Source organism: Glutamicibacter sp. (assembly GCF_050701915.1).
Taxonomy (GTDB): domain Bacteria; phylum Actinomycetota; class Actinomycetes; order Actinomycetales; family Micrococcaceae; genus Glutamicibacter.
In genome coordinates this window covers 13,356-31,915 of the sequence record NZ_JBOGEG010000011.1, presented here as the reverse complement: position 1 = coordinate 31,915, position 18,560 = coordinate 13,356, and the positions used below count along the sequence as shown (strand labels likewise).

At 60.5% G+C, this 18,560-nt stretch carries 16 protein-coding genes; 9 read left to right on the top strand and 7 right to left on the bottom strand.

Translation table 11 applies throughout. The features are described from left to right. Positions 1-13 precede the first annotated feature (13 nt). Positions 14-1,720 carry a ribonuclease J gene (locus ACRDT3_RS08860; RefSeq protein WP_105658187.1) on the top strand — a complete coding sequence of 569 codons (1,707 nt, stop codon included), beginning with the start codon at positions 14-16 and terminating at the stop codon, positions 1,718-1,720. A gap of 143 nt (positions 1,721-1,863) precedes the next feature. Here the strand turns inward: ACRDT3_RS08860 and ACRDT3_RS08855 are convergent, their stop codons facing one another. Continuing rightward, positions 1,864-2,937: an Abi family protein gene (locus ACRDT3_RS08855; RefSeq protein ID WP_431492635.1), complete on the bottom strand. Its 1,074-nt coding sequence runs from the start codon at positions 2,935-2,937 to the stop codon at positions 1,864-1,866. A 644-nt stretch (positions 2,938-3,581) separates the two neighbouring features. Here ACRDT3_RS08855 and ACRDT3_RS08850 point away from each other — a divergent pair. The 4 genes from ACRDT3_RS08850 to ACRDT3_RS08835 are packed head-to-tail and all read left to right on the top strand — an operon-like array spanning position 3,582 to position 6,719. Further along, positions 3,582-4,409 carry an ABC transporter ATP-binding protein gene (locus ACRDT3_RS08850; RefSeq protein WP_431492634.1) on the top strand — a complete coding sequence of 276 codons (828 nt, stop codon included), beginning with the start codon at positions 3,582-3,584 and terminating at the stop codon, positions 4,407-4,409. Then, positions 4,406-5,092, top strand: a complete 687-nt coding sequence (locus ACRDT3_RS08845; RefSeq protein ID WP_431492633.1) for an ABC transporter permease — start codon at positions 4,406-4,408, stop codon at positions 5,090-5,092. The genes ACRDT3_RS08850 and ACRDT3_RS08845 overlap by 4 nt, the downstream gene beginning before the upstream one ends. Continuing rightward, positions 5,089-5,820: an ABC transporter permease gene (locus ACRDT3_RS08840; protein WP_431492632.1), complete on the top strand. Its 732-nt coding sequence runs from the start codon at positions 5,089-5,091 to the stop codon at positions 5,818-5,820. Before ACRDT3_RS08845 ends, ACRDT3_RS08840 begins: the two co-directional genes overlap by 4 nt. Continuing rightward, positions 5,817-6,719: a glycine betaine ABC transporter substrate-binding protein gene (locus ACRDT3_RS08835; protein WP_431492631.1), complete on the top strand. Its 903-nt coding sequence runs from the start codon at positions 5,817-5,819 to the stop codon at positions 6,717-6,719. Before ACRDT3_RS08840 ends, ACRDT3_RS08835 begins: the two co-directional genes overlap by 4 nt. Before the next feature lie 115 nt (positions 6,720-6,834). Here ACRDT3_RS08835 and ACRDT3_RS08830 read toward each other — a convergent pair whose 3' ends face one another. Genes ACRDT3_RS08830 through ACRDT3_RS08810 form a run of 5 tightly spaced genes read right to left on the bottom strand, consistent with a single transcriptional unit; the run spans position 6,835 to position 11,975 of the window. Then, positions 6,835-7,572, bottom strand: coding sequence for an SDR family NAD(P)-dependent oxidoreductase (locus tag ACRDT3_RS08830; protein WP_431492630.1), 738 nt, complete (start codon positions 7,570-7,572; stop codon positions 6,835-6,837). Continuing rightward, positions 7,573-8,331, bottom strand: a complete 759-nt coding sequence (locus tag ACRDT3_RS08825; RefSeq protein WP_431492629.1) for an SDR family NAD(P)-dependent oxidoreductase — start codon at positions 8,329-8,331, stop codon at positions 7,573-7,575. It lies immediately after the preceding gene. After that, positions 8,321-9,316, bottom strand: coding sequence for an alpha/beta hydrolase (locus ACRDT3_RS08820; protein ID WP_431492628.1), 996 nt, complete (start codon positions 9,314-9,316; stop codon positions 8,321-8,323). The genes ACRDT3_RS08825 and ACRDT3_RS08820 overlap by 11 nt, the downstream gene beginning before the upstream one ends. Next, on the bottom strand, positions 9,313-10,815 hold the full coding sequence (locus ACRDT3_RS08815) for a flavin-containing monooxygenase (protein ID WP_431492627.1): 1,503 nt from the start codon (positions 10,813-10,815) through the stop codon (positions 9,313-9,315). The genes ACRDT3_RS08820 and ACRDT3_RS08815 overlap by 4 nt, the downstream gene beginning before the upstream one ends. 29 nt (positions 10,816-10,844) lie before the next feature. Then, positions 10,845-11,975: an alcohol dehydrogenase catalytic domain-containing protein gene (locus ACRDT3_RS08810; RefSeq protein ID WP_431492689.1), complete on the bottom strand. Its 1,131-nt coding sequence runs from the start codon at positions 11,973-11,975 to the stop codon at positions 10,845-10,847. Positions 11,976-12,129: 154 nt separating this feature from the next. Here ACRDT3_RS08810 and ACRDT3_RS08805 point away from each other — a divergent pair, with 154 nt between their 5' ends. Further along, a complete protein-coding gene (locus ACRDT3_RS08805; protein ID WP_431492626.1) occupies positions 12,130-13,899 on the top strand; it encodes a helix-turn-helix domain-containing protein in 1,770 nt (589 codons plus the stop codon). Positions 13,900-14,013: 114 nt separating this feature from the next. On the opposite strand, the gene ACRDT3_RS08800 is transcribed toward ACRDT3_RS08805, so the two are convergent. Next, positions 14,014-15,357: an MFS transporter gene (locus ACRDT3_RS08800; RefSeq protein ID WP_431492625.1), complete on the bottom strand. Its 1,344-nt coding sequence runs from the start codon at positions 15,355-15,357 to the stop codon at positions 14,014-14,016. 443 nt (positions 15,358-15,800) lie between these two features. On the opposite strand from ACRDT3_RS08800, the gene ACRDT3_RS08795 reads away from it, so the two are divergent. Genes ACRDT3_RS08795 through ACRDT3_RS08785 form a run of 3 tightly spaced genes read left to right on the top strand, consistent with a single transcriptional unit; the run spans position 15,801 to position 18,557 of the window. Continuing rightward, positions 15,801-16,820 (top strand): ABC transporter substrate-binding protein, encoded by a 1,020-nt coding sequence (locus tag ACRDT3_RS08795; RefSeq protein WP_431492624.1) that lies wholly within the window; start codon positions 15,801-15,803, stop codon positions 16,818-16,820. Then, positions 16,820-17,734, top strand: coding sequence for a hypothetical protein (locus ACRDT3_RS08790; RefSeq protein ID WP_431492623.1), 915 nt, complete (start codon positions 16,820-16,822; stop codon positions 17,732-17,734). The genes ACRDT3_RS08795 and ACRDT3_RS08790 overlap by 1 nt, the downstream gene beginning before the upstream one ends. Continuing rightward, positions 17,727-18,557, top strand: a complete 831-nt coding sequence (locus ACRDT3_RS08785; protein ID WP_431492622.1) for a class I SAM-dependent methyltransferase — start codon at positions 17,727-17,729, stop codon at positions 18,555-18,557. The genes ACRDT3_RS08790 and ACRDT3_RS08785 overlap by 8 nt, the downstream gene beginning before the upstream one ends. The last annotated feature ends 3 nt before the right edge of the window (positions 18,558-18,560 follow it).

Genomic DNA, 18,560 nt, shown 5'->3' with positions numbered 1-18,560 from the left:
GGACTAACCACATATGACTGAGAGTTCAGTAGGCAAGGCTGACGCTGCGCGTATGCAGACTCCGGCGAAGCTGAAGAAGGGAACAATGCGAATTGTTCCCCTCGGCGGCTTGGGCGAGGTCGGCCGAAACATGACCGTTTTCGAACTCAACGGGAAACTGTTGATCATCGACTGCGGCGTGCTCTTCCCCGAGGAGCACCAGCCTGGCGTGGATCTGATCCTGCCAGACTTCTCCTACATCAAGGACCGCTTGGACGACGTGGTGGGCCTCGTGCTGACCCACGGCCACGAGGACCACATCGGTGCTGTTCCATACCTGTTGCGCCTGCGCGAAGACATCCCTTTGTACGGGTCGAAGCTGACCCTGGCCTTCGTCGAAGCAAAGCTGGCAGAACACCGCATCAAGGCCAACACCAATATCGTGGTGGAGGGCGAGATCGCGCAGGTCGGCAACTTCGAATGCGAGTTCGTAGCCGTGAACCACTCGATCCCGGATGCCTTGGCAGTGTTCCTGCGCACCGAAGCCGGTACAGTGCTGCACACCGGTGACTTCAAGATGGACCAGCTGCCACTTGACGGCCGCATCACCGACCTGCGCCACTTCGCGCGCCTGGGCGAGGAAGGCGTGGACTTGTTCCTGCCGGACTCCACCAACGCCGAAGTTCCAGGCTTCACCGTTGCCGAACGCGAAATCGGCCCGGTACTCGAGGCCAAATTCGCGCGCGCCCGCCGCCGCATCATCGTCGCTTCGTTCTCCTCGCACGTCCACCGCGTGCAGCAGGTGCTGGACGCGGCAGCAGTGCACGGCCGCAAGGTGGCCTTCATCGGCCGCTCGATGGTGCGCAACATGGGCATCGCCGAACGCTTGGGCTACCTCGAAGTGCCCCAGGGCGTCCTGGTTGACCTGAAGCAGATCGATTCGCTGCCAGACCACAAGGTCGTGCTGATGTCCACCGGTTCGCAGGGCGAGCCAATGGCTGCACTGTCCCGCATGGCCAACGGCGAGCACAAGGTCCAGATCAACCCGGGCGACACCGTCATCCTGGCCTCCAGCCTGATTCCGGGCAACGAGAACTCGGTCTTCCGCGTGATCAACGGCCTGATGCGCTTGGGCGCCGAGGTTATCCACAAGGGCATGGCCAAGGTCCACGTTTCCGGTCACGCATCGGCTGGCGAATTGCTCTACTGCTACAACATCCTGCGCCCGAAGAACGTGCTTCCGGTGCATGGCGAAACCCGCCACCTGATCGCCAACGGCCGCCTGGCTGCGCAGGCCGGTGTCCCAGAGGACAACGTGCTGCTGGCAGACGACGGCTCGGTCATCGACATGAAGGACGGCGTTGCAAAGCTCGTTGGCCAGGTCGAATGCGGATACGTCTACGTTGACGGTTCCAAGGTCGGCACCATCACCGATGATGACCTGAAGGACCGCGTCACCCTGGGTGAAGAAGGCTTCATCTCGGTCATCACCGTGATCAACCGCCAGAACGGCACGATCATCTCCGGCCCGGACATCCACGCACGTGGTGTGGCTGAAGAGGACTCGGTCTTCAACGAGATCAAGCCGAAGATCGCGGCTGCGATCATGGAAGCGGTGGGCAACAACCCGAACCACTCCACGCACCAGCTGCAGCAGATCACGCGCCGCGTGATCGGCTCGTGGGTATCGCGCAAGCTGCGCCGCCGCCCAATGATCGTTCCTGTAGTGCTCGAAGCCTAATATTACGCAGCGAACACGAATGAAGGCCTGCCTCCAACGCTTTGTTGGAGGCAGGCCTTCACTCATCTAATGTGTTCTAGAAAAGTAAACGACTTGAATCTTTACCTGGACGCGGAGTGATTGATCGTAACAGGGGTCGACGACTATAGGTCATCCGTGTCTTTAGCGCTTGTGAGCTGTGACTTTGCAAAATAACGAGATCGTTGTGCGAATGCGCTGCCTTTGCCACGTTTTCCATGGGCGATTGGTGTATCGAGAGTAATTGTTGCAGAGTCGGTTGGACCAGAAAGCAAGAATACGCGATGTATTCCGCTGGCATTCATCTTGCTCATAGATACGCCAATGACAGAGCCCAGTTTGGCGTCAAACTCATCACCGGTCCTTCTGAGGCGCTTGGCATTCTTGTGATTAAAATCGACAGCGTCATATTGATGTATTACGAGTGCAATCTTCGGTTTAATCTCTTGGTCCGCATAAAAACCAATGTATTCAAAATTTCGGAATGAGCGTTCTGGAGGACAGATGTATGCGTGTGCTCCCATTTGCTCGTATAGAGTCCAGGTGTCGGTGGCAGGTACGAGTAGTACGTTTCTTTCCGGAACAATGGGTCGCTCGCCGGACAATTTAGTTACTCGTTCAAGCCCGGATATCCAATTTGAGGCGCCGGGATCGATCCATGAAGCGAGACGTATTAGCTTCTTTAGTTCAATTTCTGTGTCGAAATCGAGCAAGCTTCCATGATGTGCGATTCGGTTTCTCAATTGACCTATGGATTCCAAGTATCCTGCGATAGTGCTTCTGTCGGCACGGGAATGCTTAAAGACGTATTGCAGAGCAGCAATCCATAGCTCGTCGTACCCTTTACCGAACATGATCTTCCAGAAACCGAAGGTGAGACTTGAATAAACTCGGCCTGATGTAACCGGTTTCTTGTTCTTTTTTAGTCGGTCACTTGCTTCGATGACCTGTGCATGATTCTGAATCCAAGGCGTCCCTGGAACTAAGTGTGTTAGGTTCTTGTGCTCTCGTTCAAGGGTATTTACTATCGCGTTGCGCAATAAGACTTCAACATGGTGGATTACCTCGAATAGTGCTGCGCTGACGGCTGCGTTCCACTCATAAAGCAGCTTGGCATTAGCGACATCGTTACCTGTAGCCACTAAATACTCTGCGAAGCGATCTGGTGAGACCCAGTCCTTGTTGAATTGTTCTTGCATGTTGGTATGCTATCCTCTTTCCAAGGCCCCAGTTGAGCCGCTACCGGCATCGTTTTACGACGATTGCGCGAGTATGCTCCTGGGGCCATGCTCATGCCGTTTAGTCGGTGATGGCAAGTTCTTGTCTGAATCGAATCAACTAAGAAGTTTTCCCAGTTATATCGAAATATGGATGAAAAGTGAACGAAGTTGGCTTGCATATAATTGCTTGGCCACCTCATCTTGCATGCAATCTCACACTCTAAAGAGTGCCTAAGAATTCAATGGGCTGCGTAATCCTCCGGAATTGAGTCGCTTTTCATCTTTCGGTAGGAGCTCACTTCCTATAATCCAAGCGCACTGTCAGCTATCTGGTCCGTAATCAAGCAATAGGCAACTTGCCAATTTAGCGCGGAAATCCAAAGTCATAACTGAGGCAGGACTTATAGTCCTTACCGTGCCAACCTTGGGAGGTGACAGCGCGGTCTCTGTAAAAGCGAAATGGTGTCGCACTGTAACGCTCGTGCGTAATCTAATCACTTTTTGGTATCTGGTGTTGTCACAGCTCTTTAAGGCAGAATTGGGCTCAACGCCAGCTCAAGGAGACGAAATATGCCCAGGCATCACCCAACGGGTCGTATCGAAGCCGCCGGGGAGGAATGTGCGTGATTGAGTTCGAGAACGTCTCGAAGCACTATCCAGATGGCACCGTTGCCGTCAAGGATTTCAGCCTGCAAATTCCAGCACACCGCACCACTGTCTTCGTGGGGTCCTCAGGCTGCGGCAAGACGACTTTGCTGCGGATGGTCAACCGCATGGTTGATCCGAGCAACGGAATGCTCCGTATCGACGGCGAGGACATCGCCAGCAAGCCAGCGGTGGAACTGCGCCGCAGCATCGGCTACGTGATGCAGAACTCCGGCCTGCTGCCTCATTTCACTGTCGCGGAGAACATTGCGACCGTGCCGCGGCTCATGGGTGAAACGCGCAAGGCATCACGAGCGCAAGCCTTGGAATTGATGGGCACGGTCGGGCTTGCAGCCTCCATGGCAGACAGGTATCCGCATCAGCTCTCTGGAGGCCAGCAGCAACGCGTTGGCGTGGCACGCGGGCTGGCCGCTGATCCGAACATCCTGCTCATGGACGAGCCCTTCGGCGCAGTCGACCCTATCGTTCGCGCCGAGCTGCAAGAAGAATTGCTTCGGCTCCAAAGGGAACTCGACAAGACCATTGTCTTTGTCACCCACGATATAGATGAAGCCTTCCTCCTAGGAGACCAGGTGGTGATTCTGGCGGCGGGCGCACAGAAGCTCCAAGTCGGCAGCCCCAGCGAGATCATTGAAAATCCAGCCAATGATTTTGTCGCTTCCTTTATTGGTGCGCAGCGTGGGGCACGGGCGCTGAGCTTGAAGCAGACGGAGCACGGAACCGTCCTCGTTGATGCGCAAGGCCGGACTCAAGGCAAGCTAGTCGAGGATGGGTCCGTCCAGTGAACTGGGTCCTGGAAAATCTCGGACTCATTGGTTCGCTATCGCTAGAGCACCTGCGCCAGTCCGTGATAGCAATCATTCTCGGATTCCTTCTGTCGATTCCGCTGGGTTGGGTGGCCTGGCGGTACAAACTGGTGCGCGGACCGGTCGTGAGCATAACCGGATTGCTCTACACGATCCCTTCGCTGGCTTTGCTGATGATCCTCCCGGTACTCACCGGGATGAGCGCGATTAGCGAAGCCAATCTGATTCTCGCCTTGGCGATCTACGCGGTAGCGATCATGGTGCGCAGCGTGGTCGATGGGCTGAACTCGGTCGACCCGGCAACAAAGTCGGCCGCAACCGCCATGGGTTACGGATCGGCACGCCGCTTCTTCGCCGTTGACCTTCCCTTGGCCGGTCCCGTGGTTCTGGCTGGATTGCGAGTGACCGCGGTCAGCACCATCTCGCTGGCAACGGTCGGCATCCTGGTCGGCGTAACCAACTTGGGCTACCTGTTCACCAACGGTCTGCAGCGTCGCATCATTGAAGAAGTCCTGGCGGGGATCATCGCGGTGGCAGCGATCGCGTTGCTAGTCGACCTGCTGTTGCTCCTGGCGGGCCGCTGGCTGATGCCGTGGACTTCAACGAACACCAAGCAAAAACGAACTACGGCGCAGAAGTCCACCGAGAAGGTGCCCTCATGAATCTGATTTCCGATGCGCTGGCGTGGATCTTCGCGCCTGAGCAGTGGCAGGGCGATGGGGGACTGGCTAGCCTGCTAGGGCAGCACTTGCTGTTCACCGTGCTTGCAGTGCTGATTGCTAGCGCGATTGCCATTCCTGCCGGCTGGGCCATTGGCCATACGGGCAGGGGACGGGAATTGGCCGTCGGGCTTGCCGGGATTGCCCGTGCGGTGCCATCCTTTGGCCTGCTGATTCTGCTGGTGCTGCTTCTGGGGGTACTGCACAAGCCAGAAGCGGCCATGCTCACCTTCGTCGTGCTGGCAATTCCATCACTCCTGGCCGGAGCCTATACCGGCTTCGAAGCCATTGACCGCAAAACCATCGATGCTGCCCGGGCTATGGGGATGACCGAATGGCAGATCCTCGTCAAAGTGGAGATTCCACTGGGCCTTGCGCTGCTCGTAGGAGGGATCCGCTCCGCAGTGCTTCAAGTGGTCGCGACGGTTACTGTTGCCGCCTACATAAATCTGGGCGGTCTGGGCTTGCCCATCATTACCGGTCTGAACCTGCGGCGTTTCGACATGGTTCTGGGCGGTGCCTTGATGGTCGCCGCGCTGGCCTTGGTGCTGGACTTGGCATTTGCGATCGCCCAGAAAGCAGCCGTACCCCACGGACTAGGCGTGCGCTCGAAGAAGAAGACTTTCCAAGATACCGATTACTCAATCACCCGCGAAAGGGAAATGTCATGAGAAGGAAGCAGATTTTCTCCACGAGCGCTCTCGTGTTGGCCGGAAGCCTCGCACTTGCTGGTTGCTCCGGTGCGGATCCGTTGGCAACGGAAAGCAAAGCCGCCCAGGAGGGTGGAGAAACGATCGTTGTAGGTTCGCAGGCCTACTACTCGAATGAAATCGTTGCTGAGATCTATGCCCAGGCCCTCGAAGGAGCCGGCATGGAAGTGGAACGAAAATTCAGCATCGGGCAGCGCGATGCCTACATGCCTCAGCTAGAAGACGGAAGCATTGATGTCTTCCCTGAATACACCGGCAACCTGCTGCAGTTCTACAAAGAGGACACCGAAGCACGCTCCGCCGATGAAGTGTACAACGAGCTCAAGGAGTCCTTGCCGAAATCACTTGCCGTGCTCGAAGCCGCGCCAGCTTCGGATCAGGACTCCTACACGGTGACCAAGGAATTCGCTGAAGCCAATAAACTCGCGAGCATCGAGGATTTGGCCGGCATTTCCGAACCCTTGACCGTGGGCGGCCCACCGGAATTGGCCGAACGCCCGTATGGACCTCAGGGCTTGGAAAGCGCTTACGGCGTCAAAGCTGAATTCTCGGCAACTGGCGACACGACCGTTGAGGACCTTGCCGCCGGCACGGTGAACGTTGCCAACGTCTTTACCGCCGACCCGCGGATCCAGACCGAGGACCTGGTAGTTCTTGAAGACCCGAAGTCGCTATTCCTGGCATCGAATGTGGTGCCATTGGTGGCCGCTGATCAATCCGGGGAATTGGCAGAAGTCCTGAATCCGGTCAGCGAAAAACTGACAGCGCAGGTTCTGGTGGACCTCAACGTCCAGAGCACCGTGGACAAGAAGTCTGCAGCCGACATAGCTTCGGCATGGCTGACTTCCGAGGGGCTCTGAGTACGGATCCCTGCTGGGAGCAACGCGTAGCAGATCGACCGCCGAGCGCGAATTTCCGGGCTCGGCGGTCGAACTTTCGCATTCGGGGGCACCTGGCCCGGCGGCGCTCTGGAGGCTAACCGGGTATGTATTGGCCGCCGTTGACGTGAAGCGTCTGGCCGGTGATGTAGGCGGCGGCATCCGAACACAGAAAAGCAATGGACGACGCGATTTCCTCGGCAGTGCCGTGGCGTCCCAGGGGAGTTTCCGCGATGAGCCTCGAACCGCGTTCGGCGATCAGGTCCTTGACCATCGATGTGGCGATGATGCCCGGGGAAACTGCGTTGACCCGGACCTGCGGAGCCAGCTCCACGGCCAGCGATTTGGTCAATGCCAGGATTGCCCCCTTGCTAGCGGCATAGGCCGAGTGGAATGCACTTCCGCGGTGTCCGGCGATGGACGCAAGAGTGACGATTGCGGCTTGTTCCGAAAGCACCGGCAGGGCACAGCTGATCGTTTCCACCACCGCATCGACATTGATCCGCTGGACCAGGTCGCGCACACCAGCGTCATGCCCGGCAAAGGGTTCGCGCGGATAGATCCCGGCGGCGGACACCACGAAGTCCATTCCCTGCTTGATGTCCAGTTCGCCGAAGCGGCTTTGTAGGGCCCCGGGAACGGACAGGTCCACAGCCAGTAGCAGGGGGTCACTGGCCAGTTCCCGGCCCACGTTCCTGAGATCCTGCAGAGCGCGGTCCACCAGGATCAATTGTGCTCCGGCCGCGTCGAAGAGGCGTGCGGTCGCGGCCCCGATGCCGTTGGCGGCCCCGGTGATAAGCGCGGTTCGGCCAGTGAAGTCGAAGGTGACGTTCATTTAGTACCAATCTCCATCTATAGTGAGGCCGCCATCGGCGATGACTACCTGGCCTGTGACAAATCTGGATTGCGCGGTGGCCAGGAACCAGATCACTTCGGCGATCTCTTCGGGCTGGGCGAAACGGCGCAGCGGCGTCCTCTTGATGATTCCTTGCGGATCCAGCTTTCCCGCTAAAACGAGCTGGTCGGTCAGCTCCGTGGCCACGTAGCCCGGAGCCACCGCATTAACCCGGATGCCGGCTGGCGCCCATTCCACTGCCAAGGTACGGGTCAGGCCCCCGATGCCGGCTTTCGCCGCGGTGTAGGCTGCGCGTTGCGGCATGCCCATGAAGGTCGCTACGGAACCGACATTGACTACCGTCCCCTGCGGGGAGCGGCGCAGCAGGTCGTAGGCGCGCTGGGCGCAGCGCAGGGCACCAGCGACATGGAGGTCAAGCAGCGCCATGAAATCAGCGGGATCGGCGGCCTCCGAAGCAGCCGGGCGTGCCACGCCGGCAGACGTGAGCAGCGTGTCGATGCGGCCCTCGGCCGCGGCAATTGACTCGAATGCGGAGTGCAATTGCGCGTCGTCGGTGACGTCCGCGCCGACGGCCCTGGCCTTCGAACCCAGCTCGGACGCCAAGGATTGGGCGGCTTGGAGGTTCCTGTCCAAGAGCACGACCCTGTTGCCGGCTTCGTACCATCGGCGGGCGAAAGCTGCGCCGATCCCGGCCCCGGCACCAGTGATCACCGCGACGGGTGCGTCATCAATTTCCACGGCCCAAGGCCTTTCCAAGCCAGTCCCCGGTGAGCCTGGTGTAGGCAGCGCCGGTCGGTATTTTCCCCGCCGAGGTAAATAATCCGTGATGGAATCCGGCCAGATGATGGTGCTCCACCTTCGCCCCGGCCCGAGCCAATGCCCCCGCATAGGCAATACCCTCGTCGGCCAAGGGATCGAAGCCGACGGTAATGACCAAGGTGGCCGGCGGAACCGTACCCGCAAGGTCGGCCAGCAGCGGTGAAGCCGTCGGCTCGTGGGCCTGGCCCGGTTCCGCCAGATAGTGCCCGGCAAACCAGCGCATCGAACCGGCGGTGAGTGGGAAACCCTGTTCGATCGCCGCGTAGGAAGCTGACTCGCGGCTCAGATCCGTGACCGGATATAGCAGCGCTGCAGCTCGTACTTGGGCTCCGTCTGGCCACCAACCCGGGTTGTTGGCCAAAGCCGCGGCCATGGCGCCACCGGCGCTGTCGCCAAGTACTCCGATCCGATTTGCATCCCAGCCGAAGTCTTCTGACCGTTGGGCCACGAATGAAAATGCGGCTCTGCAATCGTCCAGCGGTACCGGATAACGATATTCCGGCGCGAGCCGGTAAGCGACCGACACCACGTCAGCGCCGGAGTGCACGGCAATGGATCTGGCCAGCGCGTCATGGGTTTCCAAAGATCCGAACACCCATCCACCACCGTGGATGAACAAGATCACCGGGCGCAGGGCCGAGCCAGGCGTTGTATTGCCGGCGCTGTAGTGGCGCAGCGTGATTCGTCCGCCGGGCACGTCCAGGCCGAGGTCCTGGACGAGTGGCAGGTCCAGGCGGGCCAGGCCATTGGCCTGGCAAGTCGATTCATATTTCGCGCGGGCTTCGGAGACCGTAAGCATGTTGAAACTGCGGGCACCGGCTTGACGGAATGCCGCCAGCAGCTCCCGGGCTTCGGGGTGGACGCGATCCAGCGAGATGGGGCTTCGGGTATCGGTCGGGTTCATACGTCCACCCGAGTCCTGTTGAGCTGGAGCGGAGCACCCGAAAGGACGTAGTCCTCCGCGCGCCAAGAGTCCGCCAAGGTGCGGTACTCATCGACTGTTCCGGACCAGTTGTTGATGACTTTTCCAGCGGCGTTTTTGTACCATGACGAGCAATCCGAGGAGAATGCGGATCCCTGCATTTCCAGCTGGAGATTCTTATTGAATTCGGTTAGCTGCCGGCCGCGGACCTCAACGCTCCCTCCCTCCGAGGAACGCAGCGCGTCCAGGACCTGCAAGATGTACTGCTGCTGAATCTCCAGCATGGTGATGATCGAATTGTGGTTGAGGTTCGTGTTAGGCCCGTAGACCAAGAACATGTTGGGGAAGCCATCCACGCTGATCCCCAGATAGGCTTCGGCACCTTCGGACCAACGATCGGACAAGGTCTCGCCGGACGCACCGATCACTCTCAGATCGCCGTGGAAGGCCTGGGAGGAGAAACCGGTGCCGAAGATGATCACGTCGGCCTCATGCAGCACGCCATCGGCGGTGCGCACCCCGGTCTCCTCGATGTGGGAGACATGCTCGGTGACCAGGTTGACGTTCTCGCGCATGAGCGCCGGATAGTAATCGTCGCTGCGAAGTATACGTTTGCATCCGAATTCGTATTCCGGGGTCAACGCAGCCCTCAGCGACTCATCCGGGACCTGGCTGGCCAGATGTGCCAGGGCCAGACGCATTCCCTCCTGCTGGGCCTCGCTGGCCAGGCGGGTACGCTCAAAGCCATTTTCCCGGAACGCGTGGAGCTCCGAGCGGCTGGCGTTAAAGAGCGAAGGATCGTTGGCATACGCGTCGAGCTGTTCCTCGCTGAAGATGATCTGGTTCCGGGGCATCATCCAGTTGGCGCTGCGCTGGAACACTTCCAGATGGCCCGCGACGGCTGCTACTTCCGGTACGTATTGCACGGCGCTGGCCGCAGTGCCGATGCTGATGACCTTCTTGCCTTCCAGTTGGACATCGTGATCCCACCGGGCCGAGTGGAATGCGGAACCCCGGAAATCCTGGATCCCCTCCAGGTGCGGGACGCTGGGGGAATTGAGTTGGCCCCATGCCGGAATGAATACGCGAGCGCTATGGATCGTGCCATCGCCACAAGTGATGTTCCACAGCGCGGCCTTGGCATCCCACCTGGCCTCGGCAACTTCGGTGCTTAGTCTCAGTTGTTCGGCCAGGCCGAAATTTTCGGCCAAGTCCTGCTGGTACTTGAGCAGCTCTTCGCGATCCGCGTACATGCGGCTTACGCGAAGGTGCGGGAAGAAGCTGTAGCAATACAGGTGCGCTTCAGTGTCGCAAGCCGCACCCGGATAGGTGTTCTCCCTCCAAACGCCACCGACCGAGTCACCGCGGTCGATGATCAAGAAATTGTCGATTCCGGCCTGCTTGAGTTGGGCACCCATGCCCAACCCGCCGAACCCGGCACCGAGGATGATTGCTTCGTAGGTATGTTGTGCGTCGTTCATTGGCTGTCCTTGGAATAGAGCGGGTGCGGTCAAAAGTTGATTATCTGGCGTAGGACCCGCCCGGAGGCAAGATCGTCCATGGCGGTATTGATCTCGTCCAGGGCGATATGCCCGGAAATCAGATTCTCCAGCGGCAGTTTTCCCGAACGCCATAATTCCTCGAAGATCGGGATGTCGCGAGACGGGATCGCCGAACCGAGATAGCTGCCGACGATCGATTGCGCCTTGGCCGTGAGCGACAGCGGCTCGATCTGCGCAGTCTCGCCTGGCTTTGGCAAACCCACGGTGACGAGGGTGCCACCTAGCCCAAGGATTTGAGCTGCGGTCTCGAATGCGGCCGGATGGCCCACGGCTTCGAGCACGACGTCGGCCGTGACCTGGCGGTCAACCGCCCGCTGAGGAGTGTAGGCCGCGGTGGCTCCCCATTCCAAGGCCAAGTCGAGCTTATTGTTCTGTGCGTCTATGGCGATGACTTCCTTGCAGTCGTACGCCAAAGCCGTGAGCAGCCCTGCCATGCCTACTCCGCCTAGACCCACTATGGCGACACGGCTTTCAGCGGTGATGCGCGCGGCGTTGAGCAAGGCCCCGCCGCCTGTGAGCACCGCGCATCCAAGGACTGCCGCGATGTCGGCCGGCACGTCATCGCCGACAGGAACGACCGAGCGGGCATCGACTACGGCATGCTCCGCAAAGGCAGATACTCCCAAGTGGTGGGCTACCGGTCGGCCATGGCGCGTTAGCCGGCTGCCGCCTGTGAGCAGGATGCCAAGTTCGTTGCTCTGCGCCCCGGCAACGCAAGGCAGCTTGCCGCCGGATTCGTTGCAGGCCGGGCATTGCCCGCACCGGGGAAGGAAAGTCAGCACGACCCGCTGCCCGAGGCTCAGGTTCTCGACCCCCGGGCCGAGCTCCTCAATAAGTCCGGAAGCCTCATGTCCGAGCAGCATCGGTACCGGTCGAGGACGCGAACCGTTGACCACAGACAAGTCGGAATGGCAGATGCCGGCAGCATCGATGCGGACGAGCACCTCTCCGTCCTTGGGCGACTCCAACCGGATCTCATCGATGCTCAGTGGTTGGGATTCCGCGTAGGGGGTATCGGCGCCGATGGTATTGAGGACCGCACCGCGCACGATGCGGGCCTGCTCCGGGCGGGGGAGCATCTGTTTGGTGATCTGCGTCAAGGGGGATCCTCACGATATTCATGTAGAGATTGGCTTGAGCACCAGTCTGCTCTGCGTCGCAGGTCACATCCATGTATGATTCTCCATAATCACGCAGACGGAATGTGTGCTTCCTATATGACAGAGGAGAATCTTGGCAGAGACGGATGTGGCGCTCGATGAAACTCGGCATGCACTGGACCGTGCCGAAGCGAGAACCCGTAGTCTGCGCACGCTTCTGCTGGCGTTATCCGAGACTTCGGTAGCGATTTCCACGGTCCGGCAGGGCGACAATGTATTGCGCCAGATTGTCACCCGGACCCGCACGATCGTCGGGGTAGACATGGCCTACATCTCGCTGAATGAAGAAGCGCAGACCCGCATCATTGAAACAGATGGCGTGTGGACCCAGGCCTATCGGGAAATCCGCATGCCGTTGGGATATGGCGTACTGGGATCGGTGGCCAAAGCCGATGGGCCGATCCAGGTAATGGACTACGACTCGGCAACGTCCTTGAATCACATTGATGAAATCGACGCGGTGGTTCGCGCTGAAGGGGTCAAAGCCATCATGGGTGCCCCGCTACGCGTGGGCGAGGACATCATTGGTGCGCTGATGGTCGCCGACCGCGTGAAGCACAGCTTCACGCATGAGCAGATATTTGCGCTAGAAGCCCTCGCGAACCAGGTCGCCGTCGCCTTGGAAAACCAGCGGCACGTGAATGCGCTGCGGGCCACGATGCTGGAAATGGAACAGGCCAACTCCGATTATCGTAGCGCCAATGAACAACTTGAACATCTGGCCCGAGCGGATGTGCAGCTATTTAAAGCAATCGGCGAACCCCAGGGACTGCTGCGCCTGGGAGCGGTTCTCGGCGATCTGCTTGGATTGCCTGTTCATGTGCTGGACCTGACCATCAGGCAAAGCGCCGGGCATGGAAACGGTGAGATGCTGCATCCGGCTCGAACGATCATCCCGCTATCGCGGAAGAAGAATGAGCCGGTCGCCGGAACCTTGGCTGATGGCACTACGATCACGGTTATGGCTGCCGTGCTGGACGGACAAACCCTGGGTGCCCTGGTTGTCCAGGGAACGCTGCATGGGGTGCAACGGGCTATCCTGCTTCGAGGGGCCATGGTGCTTGGTAGCCTCATCGGGCATTCCGGTGCAGGACGCCACGACCAGCAGAAGCGCCGAACCGAGCTACTCGCCACATTGCTGGCTCCGGCTGAGGGCGGGCATCGGGCACACACCCTGGAACAGATGGCCGCATATGGGCTGCGTCGTGGCGAACCGTACCAGGTCGGAATCGTACAAGGAACCGATTCTTCGCTCACGGGGTTCGAAGATGCGCTTGAAGCTTTGCAGGGCGAGCACCTGTTGCGTGCACGATTCAACGACCAGCTATATCTAGTTGCGCCGCAGGAGAGCTTTTCGGCTGTCGTAGATCTGCTGAAAAAGCCGGGTGCGAGACGGTTTGGCGGTATCCGCATGGCCCATGGCCCAGTCGAGTTGGACCTAGACCAGACGGGTGAGGGGTTTTCTCTTGTGGAGCGCATGCTGCTGGCTGCTGGTTCGCTGGAACATGTGGGCAACGTCATCAGTTGGGAATCGCTTGGTACGATCGGCATCTTCCTGGCCAATGCCGACGCGCAAACCATTCAACAGACATTGCGCCTGACGCTCGGTCCGCTGCTGGACTACGACCAAAAATCCGGAAGCGCGCTCGCCGATACCGCATTGGCGTTCCTGGATGAATCGCGCAACGTCGTTCGAACGGCTGCGGTTCTTGGATGCCATGCCAACACCGTCCGCCAGAGACTTGACCGCATAAATTTGATGCTCGGGGAAGGTTGGTCTGAAGGCCGGTTGGCCCTTGACCACCACGTGCTCCTGATCGCTTCGCGCATAACCAGAAAATAATCCACCGGATGCCGTTGGTGCGCAACGCCCATCGATCCGCGGGGACACAACAACCGGCCAAGGCCTGCTGCGACCGTGCAGCAGGCCTTGGCCGGTCAGGGGCGATGGGCCGGGCTAACGGTCCAGAGTGCTCAAGTCCAAACCGCGGGTCTCTCGAAGGCGGCTGAGGGCGAACACCGACAGAACAAGCACCAGGCCGATATACACAAGAATCGGAGTGGTCGACTCGAAGGCGCGCAGTAGTGAGGCGGCGATGATCGGGGCAATCGAGCCTGCCAAGATGGTACCGATCTGATACGTGAAGGAAGAGCCCATGTATCGCATGCGGGTTGGGAAGATCTCCGAGATCAATGCTGCTTGCGGTGCGTAGGCTAGAGCCTGCACGGCCAGGCCAAAACCGAGATTTGCGAACACCAGCCACGCATTGCCCGAATTCATGGACGGGAAGAAGGTCAGAGCCCAGAAGGCTAGGCCCGCATAACCGAGCAGGATGGTTTTCTTGCGGCCCAAGATGTCCGACAGCCAGCCGCCGCCGACCATTGCAAAGAACTGGATCACGTTTCCGGCGAAGAGCACCAGCAGGATCTGCGAGTGCTCCATCAACTCGTTCATGGTCAGATATGTAATGGAAAAAACGATCATCAGGTAGTAGGAGGCATTCTCTCCCATACGCATGAGCACGACCTTGAACACGGTCAATGGCTGGGAAACCAACACTTCCATCAGCGTTGCTGCCTTTTCCTGGGCTGCTTGCTGACGCTTGAGCGCTTCGAGGAAAACGGGGGCGTCCTCTACGGTGCGGCGGATCATGTAGCCGATTAAAATCACTACAGCTGATAGCCAGAATGCGACGCGCCAGCCCCACGCGAGGAATGCTTCGTCGCTGAGGGTCCATGACAGGCCGAGGATCACCAGGGTTGCAAGTACGTTGCCTACCGGCGCTGCGGCTTGGGGGAAGCTCGCCCAGAACCCCCGGCGGTTCTCCGGGCTGTGCTCGGAAACCAGCAGTACCGCGCCGCCCCATTCGCCGCCCACGGCAAACCCCTGCAGGAAACGCATGGTGACAAGCAATATCGGGGCAGCGTATCCGATGGTGCCGAAGCCCGGCAAGCATCCCATCAAGAATGTGGAAACGCCCACCAGAAGCAGGGAAAACTGAAGCAGCTTCTTCCGCCCGTATCTGTCGCCGTAGTGGCCGAATACGATGCCGCCGAGCGGTCGAGCTACGAAACCAACGGCATAAGTGGCAAATGCCGCAATGATGCCGTCCAGCGCATTTCCGGTTTGCGGGAAGAACAACTGGCCAAAGACCAGCGTCGCGGCGATGCCGTAGATGAAGAATTCATACCATTCGGCAACGGTCCCGGCCATGGACGCAGCGACGACGCGGCGGATACTAGACGGGGATTTGGCGACTGGCGCTGGAAGCGGACTGATGATCGGTCTGGTGTTGGACATTTGAGACTCCTTGGCGAAAGATTCGTGATTGGGATCACTTCACTTCCAGTGTGAAGTCGGCGCCGGTCGGTGGTTATGGGCTCGTTACTACTCTTTTTGGGTTCTTATAGAGGTTCTTAACAGGGCTTCGCTTTTGTGTTCGATTTTTCCCTGGCCCTCCGGATGTTGCGGCATTGATTTCCGCCCCTTAGCCTCCTGGCCTGGCTTCGAGGTACTCCAGGTCGTTGCTCAACCGGCTTCGACGCCCGTTTCCATGGCTCGCAGCCACACCCTGGCGCGGCCGATCTGCCCGCGCCGTCGCCACACATTTCCGAAAGCTTCAAGGGGATCGTAGTTGTTTTGACAATTGATAATGATTCTCATTAGTGTTTAGCGTTGTTGGCAGAGGAGCGCGCCGGAATTCGGCGGCCGAGGCCTGCCCGCCTTGAATGGAGCACTGATAGATGAAAAAACTCAACGCCTGGAAGCTGGTCGTGCCGGTTGCGGTCCTGGCCCTTGCCACCGGATGCAGCACACCAGCCGGAACTGCAAGCGGTGCACCGCAGGGCACCGATGCGAAGAGCCTGACCTTGGACAGTTGCGGAAGGCAGGTCGTCTTCGACAAGGCGCCGGAGAGCGTTCTTGCAGTTGGCTCGGAAGCGCCGGCCCTGCTGACCGCCGCTGGAGCCGGAGACAAGCTCACGCATTACGCAGGCAGCTGGCAGGTGCCTTTCGACGAAGAAACCATGGCGGCAGTGCGCAAGGCGGAGCGGATCACCGAGGACTCGCATGATGTCTCCTACGAGATGATCCTGGATTCGGGCGCAGACGTAGTGATCGGCACCGATATCGCTGCTGGAATCGATCTTGATTCGTTGGCTGAACGCCTGGAAAGCGCCGGGGTGAAGATGCTGACCGTCAGCGGATACTGCGCCGGATTCGAGGATCGATCCACCGGCGGGCTGAGCGGTTTCGACCAGATCTACAAGGACGTAGAGTCCTACGGCCAGCTCTTCGGCACCGAGCAGGCGGCCGGGGACTCCGTGAAGGAGATGCGGGCACGCGTCGAGCAAGCCGCGCGCAGTGTCAAGCAGGACGGCCGCCAGCGGGGGATGCCGCTGTACGTGCCCACCGCCGGCACTTTGGGCTCCTACGGCCATGAATCGCTGGTCGCCGAGCAGATGGAACTGCTGGGCATGGAGAACGTCTTCAACGACGTGCCCAAGCGCTACTTCGAGCCCTCCACCGAAGAACTCGTGAACAGCGGTGCCGACAAGGTCTTCGCCATGTACCTGCCGACTGGCTCCTCGAACCTGGAAACCGACCAGCAGGTCATCGACCAGCTGCGCGACCGCCCCGAATTGGCCGGCTTGCCCGCCATCGAACAGGACAGCGCCATCGTGCCGCTGAACTACTACTACTCCTCGCCCGGCCCGCTGGCCGTGGACGGGGTCGAGCTGATCGCCGACCGGCTGGCCCGCTGATGAGCCAGCCAGCGGCCCTGCGCCGGCAAGCGGCCTCTTCGCGCCGCCCGGCCCGCCCGGTGCACGGGCGCGGCCCCAGCCATGGCCTGGCCCGGGGTGCCACCCCCGTTGAATTCGTCAAGCTCAGCCCGGCATCGAACACCACCGTGCTGGTGACCAGCCGGCATCCGGCGGCGCACTACCGGAGCATCGCTGACCGGCTGCTGCGCGCAGAGCACGTGCACGCCGAGCAAGTCGGGTTCATCCTGCCGCCCAGCTCGCCTCAGGCACAGGCCAGGCTGCACATGGCCGGGGACGAATTCTGCGCCAACGCCGCGTTGTCGCTGGCCGCGCTGCATGCCGCGCGCCGCGCCCGCAGCGGCCCGCTGGACCTGCTGATCGAAGCCTCCGGCGCCACGCAGCTGTTGAGCTGCCGGGTCGAGCCGGCCGGCGCCGCCTACCGCTGCCAGCTGGCGATGCCCTGGCCGCTGCGCATCGACCCGTACCCGTTCCCGGGCGTTGCCGACGCCGGGCTGGTGCGCTACGCCGACGCGGTGCACCTGGTCGCCGAATGCGACGGATTGGATCCCCAGCTGCGCGGGCGCGCGCAGCAGCTGGCCCTGGACCTGGGCGCCAGCGAAGCGGTGTCCGTCGTGGGCGTCATGCTCTACGATCCGGCCCGCGGGCAACTGGACCCGCTGGTCAGCGTCCCGGCGCTGGGCAGCCTCATCTGGGAAGGCAGCTGCGGATCGGGAAGTGCCGCGCTGGGCGCCTACCTGGCAGCGAAAACCGGCGCTCCGGTCAATGCCAGCGTGAAGCAGCCCGGAGGCACCGTGCAGGTGCACGCAGATTGCAGCCGCGCCAAGGCCACCGCGCTGCAGATCTGCACAGAAGTAAGCATCGTGGCCGAAGGGACTGCATATATCCATGACTGAAACACCACTGACCACCCGGGCCGCGGCTGACCTGGCCGCAACGCTGCACGGCTACCTCGGCCGGTTCACCGAAGCCGCCCAAGGGTATGACGGCTCGACGCGGTACGCTGCCGCGCTCGAAGTGCTGCTGGCCAGCTATGCGCAGCTGGTCACCGACCCGGCCAACGAACCGGGCTATGCCCAGCTGGCCGCCACCGAAGCCGGCACGGGGCTGGCCGCGGCGCTGCGCACCGAATCGGCGCGCTGCGTCGCGGTCATCGAGAAGTACCGGGCGCTGCGCCTGCTCGAAGGCCGAAGCGGAGCCGAGGGCTACTTCGCCAACATCGAATCCTGCATCGCCGAGGAATTCGGCGCCGTCGCCCCGGACTCCGGCTCCAAGGTGCTGCTGGTCGGTTCGGGCTCCTTCCCGATGACCCTGCTGAACCTGGCCTCGCGCACCGGAGCCAGCGCCCTGGGGATCGACATCGATCCCGAAGCGCTGGAGCTGGGCCGCCGGGTCGTGGCGCAGCTGGGCGAGGGCCTGGACATCCGCCTGCAGGGAGAGGAAATCCACCAGCTGGACTTCCTGCCCCAGGCCACGCACATCGTCTTCAGCTCCACGGTGGCCGTGAAATACGAGCTGCTGCACCAGCTGCATCCGCGCACCCGCGACGACGTGGTGGTGGCGATGCGCTTCGGCGACGGGCTGAAGTCGCTGTTCAACTACCCGATGCAACCTGTGGACCCCCGACTGTGGCAGCTGGCCGGCACGATCCGCCAGCCCGGGCAGGTCTTCGACATCGCGCTGTACACCAAGGCGCGCACGAGAACGGAAAGCAATTAGCCG

Coding starts and splice junctions, on each gene's coding strand:
- ACRDT3_RS08820 (WP_431492628.1), bottom strand. CDS start 9,316: ATGAACCCGACCGATACCCGAAGCCCCATCTCGCTGGATCGCGTCCAC.
- ACRDT3_RS08795 (WP_431492624.1), top strand. CDS start 15,801: ATGAAAAAACTCAACGCCTGGAAGCTGGTCGTGCCGGTTGCGGTCCTG.
- ACRDT3_RS08835 (WP_431492631.1), top strand. CDS start 5,817: ATGAGAAGGAAGCAGATTTTCTCCACGAGCGCTCTCGTGTTGGCCGGA.
- ACRDT3_RS08785 (WP_431492622.1), top strand. CDS start 17,727: ATGACTGAAACACCACTGACCACCCGGGCCGCGGCTGACCTGGCCGCA.
- ACRDT3_RS08855 (WP_431492635.1), bottom strand. CDS start 2,937: ATGCAAGAACAATTCAACAAGGACTGGGTCTCACCAGATCGCTTCGCA.
- ACRDT3_RS08830 (WP_431492630.1), bottom strand. CDS start 7,572: ATGAACGTCACCTTCGACTTCACTGGCCGAACCGCGCTTATCACCGGG.
- ACRDT3_RS08810 (WP_431492689.1), bottom strand. CDS start 11,975: ATGCTCCCCCGCCCGGAGCAGGCCCGCATCGTGCGCGGTGCGGTCCTC.
- ACRDT3_RS08860 (WP_105658187.1), top strand. CDS start 14: ATGACTGAGAGTTCAGTAGGCAAGGCTGACGCTGCGCGTATGCAGACT.
- ACRDT3_RS08800 (WP_431492625.1), bottom strand. CDS start 15,357: ATGTCCAACACCAGACCGATCATCAGTCCGCTTCCAGCGCCAGTCGCC.
- ACRDT3_RS08790 (WP_431492623.1), top strand. CDS start 16,820: ATGAGCCAGCCAGCGGCCCTGCGCCGGCAAGCGGCCTCTTCGCGCCGC.
- ACRDT3_RS08840 (WP_431492632.1), top strand. CDS start 5,089: ATGAATCTGATTTCCGATGCGCTGGCGTGGATCTTCGCGCCTGAGCAG.
- ACRDT3_RS08815 (WP_431492627.1), bottom strand. CDS start 10,815: ATGAACGACGCACAACATACCTACGAAGCAATCATCCTCGGTGCCGGG.